Origin of the sequence: Streptomyces sp. FH025 (assembly GCF_017427025.1) — a bacterium.
GTDB lineage: Bacteria > Actinomycetota > Actinomycetes > Streptomycetales > Streptomycetaceae > Kitasatospora.
Genome location: NZ_JAFLNG010000663.1, coordinates 1 through 4,297 on the forward strand (window position 1 = coordinate 1; position 4,297 = coordinate 4,297).

The window sequence follows — 4,297 nt, forward strand, 5'->3', positions numbered from 1 at the left end:
GACGGCTACGGCAACCCGCCGGACACCCCGTACACCACCACCCTCACCCCGCCCGCCGACTGCGCCGGACCCTGGTCCGCCGTGGTGCTGGACCTCCACGGGCAGGTCGCCGGGCGGCAGTTCGACCGGATCTTCAGCGTCCGCGTCGGCGGCGTCCAGGTGCTGCTCTCCTCCACCCCGGAGCCCTCCAAGGACGGCATCCGGTGGAACGTCGAACACGACGTCACCCGCTACGCCCCGCTGTTCACGGCCGGACCGCAGCCGTTCTCCTTCGACCTCGCCAACGTCACCGACGCCACCTACACCGGCGTCTACCGGATCTCGGCGAGCCTGACCTTCTACACCGCGAACGACCGCTGGCCCGCCGCACGCGCCGCCGACCGGCTGCTCACCACCGGCCCCTTCTCCCTCACCCAGGCCGCCCCGGCCGCCGGGCGCGAACTCACCTTCCCGCGGAACCTCGAACGCCTCACCGCCGAGGTGTACGCGCGGGGCGGCGGCGCCTGCGAGGAGTTCGCGTACGCCTCCGCGCCGGACGCCTTCGTCGCCGCCAACCCCTCCCTCGGCGTCTGCGGCAAAGGCCCGTTCCGCGAACTGCGGCTCACCGTGGACGGCCGGGTGGCCGGCGCGGTCTGGCCGTACCCGGTGATCTACACCGGCGGCTGGGACCCGCTGCTGTGGCGGCCCGTCCCCGGCGTCTTCGCCTTCGACCTGCCCGCCTACCGGCTCGACCTCACCCCGTACGCCGGTCTGCTGCTGGACGGCCGCCCGCACACCGTCGGCATCGCGGTCAACGCGAGCGAGGCGCAGAGCAACGACGTCTGGACCGGCCAGGTCAACCTGTTCGCCGAGGTCGACCACGGCGCCGACCGCACCTCCGGGCAGCTCACCGACTACCGGGTCGCCCCCGAGGCCGCCGTCGACACCCGGCTCACCGGCCACGGCGGCGGCAGCGGCGACTGGACCGTCACCGCCGCCCGGCACGACCTCGCCCGGGGCTGGGTGCAGACCTCGCACGGCCGGATCACCACCGAGGTCCGCGACGACCTCGCCTTCAGCTCCGCCCAGCAACTGCGCGACGGCGGCAACGGCGTGACCCTGCACAACGGCACCGACCTCACCCGCACCACCGCCACCTGGGGCGGCGGGCCGCACCGCACCACCACCGTGCACGAGGGCGAGCCGCTGGACGTCAGCTACGCCGTCACCCACGACGCGGCCGGGAACACCGACCAGCGCACCGCGATGGACCTCGGCTACCACCGCGAGGCCACCACGGCCACCGGCGGCCACGTCACCGAGCGTGCGACCGTCGACCACACCCTGCACCCCACCGCCCAGCGCCACGACGGGGACCGCACGGTGCGGACCGGCAGCAGCACCGAGGACTACCGCAGCACCGGGCCGGAGGGGCCGTACCACCGGACGCTCGACTTCGTGGACGGGTGGCCCCGGCCGTGAGCGCCACAAGGACCACAAGGGCCACAAAGGCCCCGAGCACCGCAGGACCCACCGCCTTGTGTGCGATTTGCCGGAATTCGAACCGTTTGCCTCTGGTGCACGCCGCGTAGGAGGCGCATGATGGGAAATGGACCTGCGAGGTAGCTGAAGGAAGTTCGACCGCAGGAGGCGGTGGCGACAGATCGAGACGGATCAGGGTCTGCCGCCGGTACTACCTCGGTCGACGATCGAACTACCGGCTGGAGGACGTCAAGTCCGGAGGCCACCCCCACCTCGCAGGTTCCGCGCGCCCACGGGGCATCCCCTCGGTTCCGTGGGCGCGCTCCTGCGCACGACCGCGTGATTACTGCGGTATCGCGTACCCCATCTCCCAGGCGTGCACGGCGATCCCGACCCGGTTCGCCACCCCGAGCTTGCGCTGGATGCTGGCCACGTGCGTCTTCACCGTGCCCGGGGAGATGAACAGTTCCGCCGCGATGTCGGCGTTGGTCCGCCCCGCCGCGACCTGCCCGGCGATCTCCGTCTCCCGCTCGGTCAGCGGCACCGCCGGCGCGGGCCTGGCGGGCCGGGCGGGCCGGCGCGGCGCCGTCACGTGCCTCAGCAGCCGCACCGTGACCGAGGGGCTGATCAGGCTCTCCCCGTCCGCCGCCGCCCTGACCGCCTCGGCCAGCAGGGACGGGCCGGAACGCTTCAGCAGGAACCCGGACGCGCCGTACCGCAGCGCCGGGTACACGTACTCGTCCAGGTCGAAGGTGGTCAGCACCACCACCCGCACCGAGCCGGACAGCCGCCTGGTCACCTCCAGCCCGTCCAGCCGGGGCATCCGGATGTCCACCAGGGCCACGTCCGGCCGCAGTTCGGCCGCCAGCTCCAGCGCCGCCTGCCCGTCGGCGGCCTCGCCCACCACCTCGATGTCCGGCTGCGCGTCGAGGATCCGCCGTACGCTCCGTCGCACGGCCTCCTGATCGTCCGCGATCAGCGTCCGGATCACCCGCGGACACACACCGTTCGCACTCGTCACACCCGGAAGTCTCCCCCACGACCCGCCGAACGGGAAAGTTCACGCCACGTGCCCAGTGCGGTTCACCTGGGCCCGTGAGGCTGACCGCCATGAACGATTCCACTGGACGTCCCCCCGTCAGCAGGCGCGGGCTCCTGGCCGGGGCGACCGGCCTGAGCCTCGGCGGCGCCGTCTCCCTCTCCGGCGCCGCGGCCCTCACCGGCGTCGGAGCCACCCCGGCCGCCGCCTCCCCGATGCTGTGGGAGCGGCCGGGCCGCTCCGGCGCCCCGCGGGTGGCCGGGCTGCACCTGCAGTTCGGCTCGGACGCCTCGCGCGAGGTCGTGGTCTCCTGGCACACCACCACGTCCGTCTCCAACCCCCGCGTGATGTACGGGACTTCCCACGGAGGCTTCGGCCGCTCCGAGCAGGCCGCGACCCGCACCTACCGGGACGCGGCCTCCGGCACCGAGGTCCAGGTGCACCACGCGCGGCTCACCGGCCTGCGCCCCGACACGGACTACGTCTACGCCGCCGTCCACGACGGCGCCACCCCCGAGCTGGGCACCGTGCGCACCGCCCCGCGCGGCCGGGCCGCCTTCACCTTCACCAGCTTCGGCGACCAGGGCACCCCGACCCTCGGCAGGAAGACCGCCAACGGCTACGTGAACGACAACCTCGGCAGCTTCGCCGCCGGCGACACCACCGCCGGGGTCGAGCGGATCGCCCCGCTGTTCCACCTGCTCAACGGCGACCTCTGCTACGCGAACATCGCCACCGACCGGGTCCGCACCTGGTCCGACTGGTTCGAGAACAACACCCGCTCGGCCCGCCACCGCCCCTGGATGCCTGCGGCCGGCAACCACGAGAACGAGAAGGGCAACGGCCCGATCGGCTACGGCGCCTACCAGGCCTACTTCGAGCTGCCGGAATCCCGCTCGGACGAGGAACTGCGCGGCCTCTGGTACTCGTTCACCGCCGGCGCGGTGCGCGTGATCAGCCTCAACAACGACGACGTCGCCCTCCAGGACGGCGGCAACTCCTACGTCCACGGCTACTCCGGCGGCGCCCAGCAGCGCTGGCTGGAGCGGGAGTTGATCGCCGCCAACGCGGACCCGAACATCGACTGGATCGTGGTCTGCATGCACCAGGTGGTGATCTCCACCGCCGACAAGTTCAACGGCGCCGACCTCGGCGTCCGCGAGGCCTGGGTGCCGCTGTTCGACAAGTACGGGGTCGACCTGGTGGTCTGCGGCCACGAGCACCACTACGAGCGCTCGCACCCGATCCGCGGCCAGCAGCCGACCGACACCCGCACGCCGATCCCGGTCGCCACCGGCACCCAGACCATCGACACCACCAAGGGCACCGTCCACATGGTCATCGGCGGCGGCGGCACCTCGGCCCCGTCCAACCAGCTGTTCTTCAGCCCCGCCAAGGCCCGGGTGATCACCGGCGTCGGTGCCGTCGACCCGGCCACCGGCAAGCGGCCGCCGGTCTACGTGATCGAGGACGCCCCCTGGTCCGCCTTCCGCGACGCGGACAACCCGTACGGCTTCGCGTCCTTCGACGTCAAGCCGGGCGAGCGCGGCGGCAACACGACCATCGACGTGACGTACTACTCGGTGAGCGGCCCGTACGGCGACCTCGTCCCGGTCGACCGCTTCACCCTCACCCGCCCCCGCGGCGCCCGCGGGGGCGGTCGGGGACGCTGATTCCGGGGCGGTGGCGGCGCCCTCGGCATGGGCGGCCGCTACCGCCCCGGCAGCTCGCAGGTGACCCGCCAGCCCGCCGGGGAGCGCGGGCCCGCGCTGAGGGTGCCGCCGTGGGCGGCGGCCC

General features: G+C 73.1%; 3 protein-coding genes. 2 read left to right on the forward strand and 1 reads right to left on the reverse strand.

The features are described from left to right. A partial coding sequence (locus J0670_RS31605) for a peptide-N4-asparagine amidase (RefSeq protein ID WP_207815350.1) occupies positions 1-1,461 on the forward strand: 1,461 nt, incomplete at its 5' end. 343 nt (positions 1,462-1,804) lie between these two features. Here J0670_RS31605 and J0670_RS31610 read toward each other — a convergent pair. Beyond that, positions 1,805-2,452, reverse strand: a complete 648-nt coding sequence (locus tag J0670_RS31610) for a response regulator transcription factor (RefSeq protein WP_307806785.1) — start codon at positions 2,450-2,452, stop codon at positions 1,805-1,807. A gap of 119 nt (positions 2,453-2,571) precedes the next feature. Between J0670_RS31610 and J0670_RS31615 the strand changes: the two genes are divergently transcribed. Then, complete coding sequence (locus J0670_RS31615; protein WP_207815351.1) at positions 2,572-4,173, forward strand: metallophosphoesterase family protein; 1,602 nt, start codon at positions 2,572-2,574, stop codon at positions 4,171-4,173. Positions 4,174-4,297: the final 124 nt, after the last annotated feature.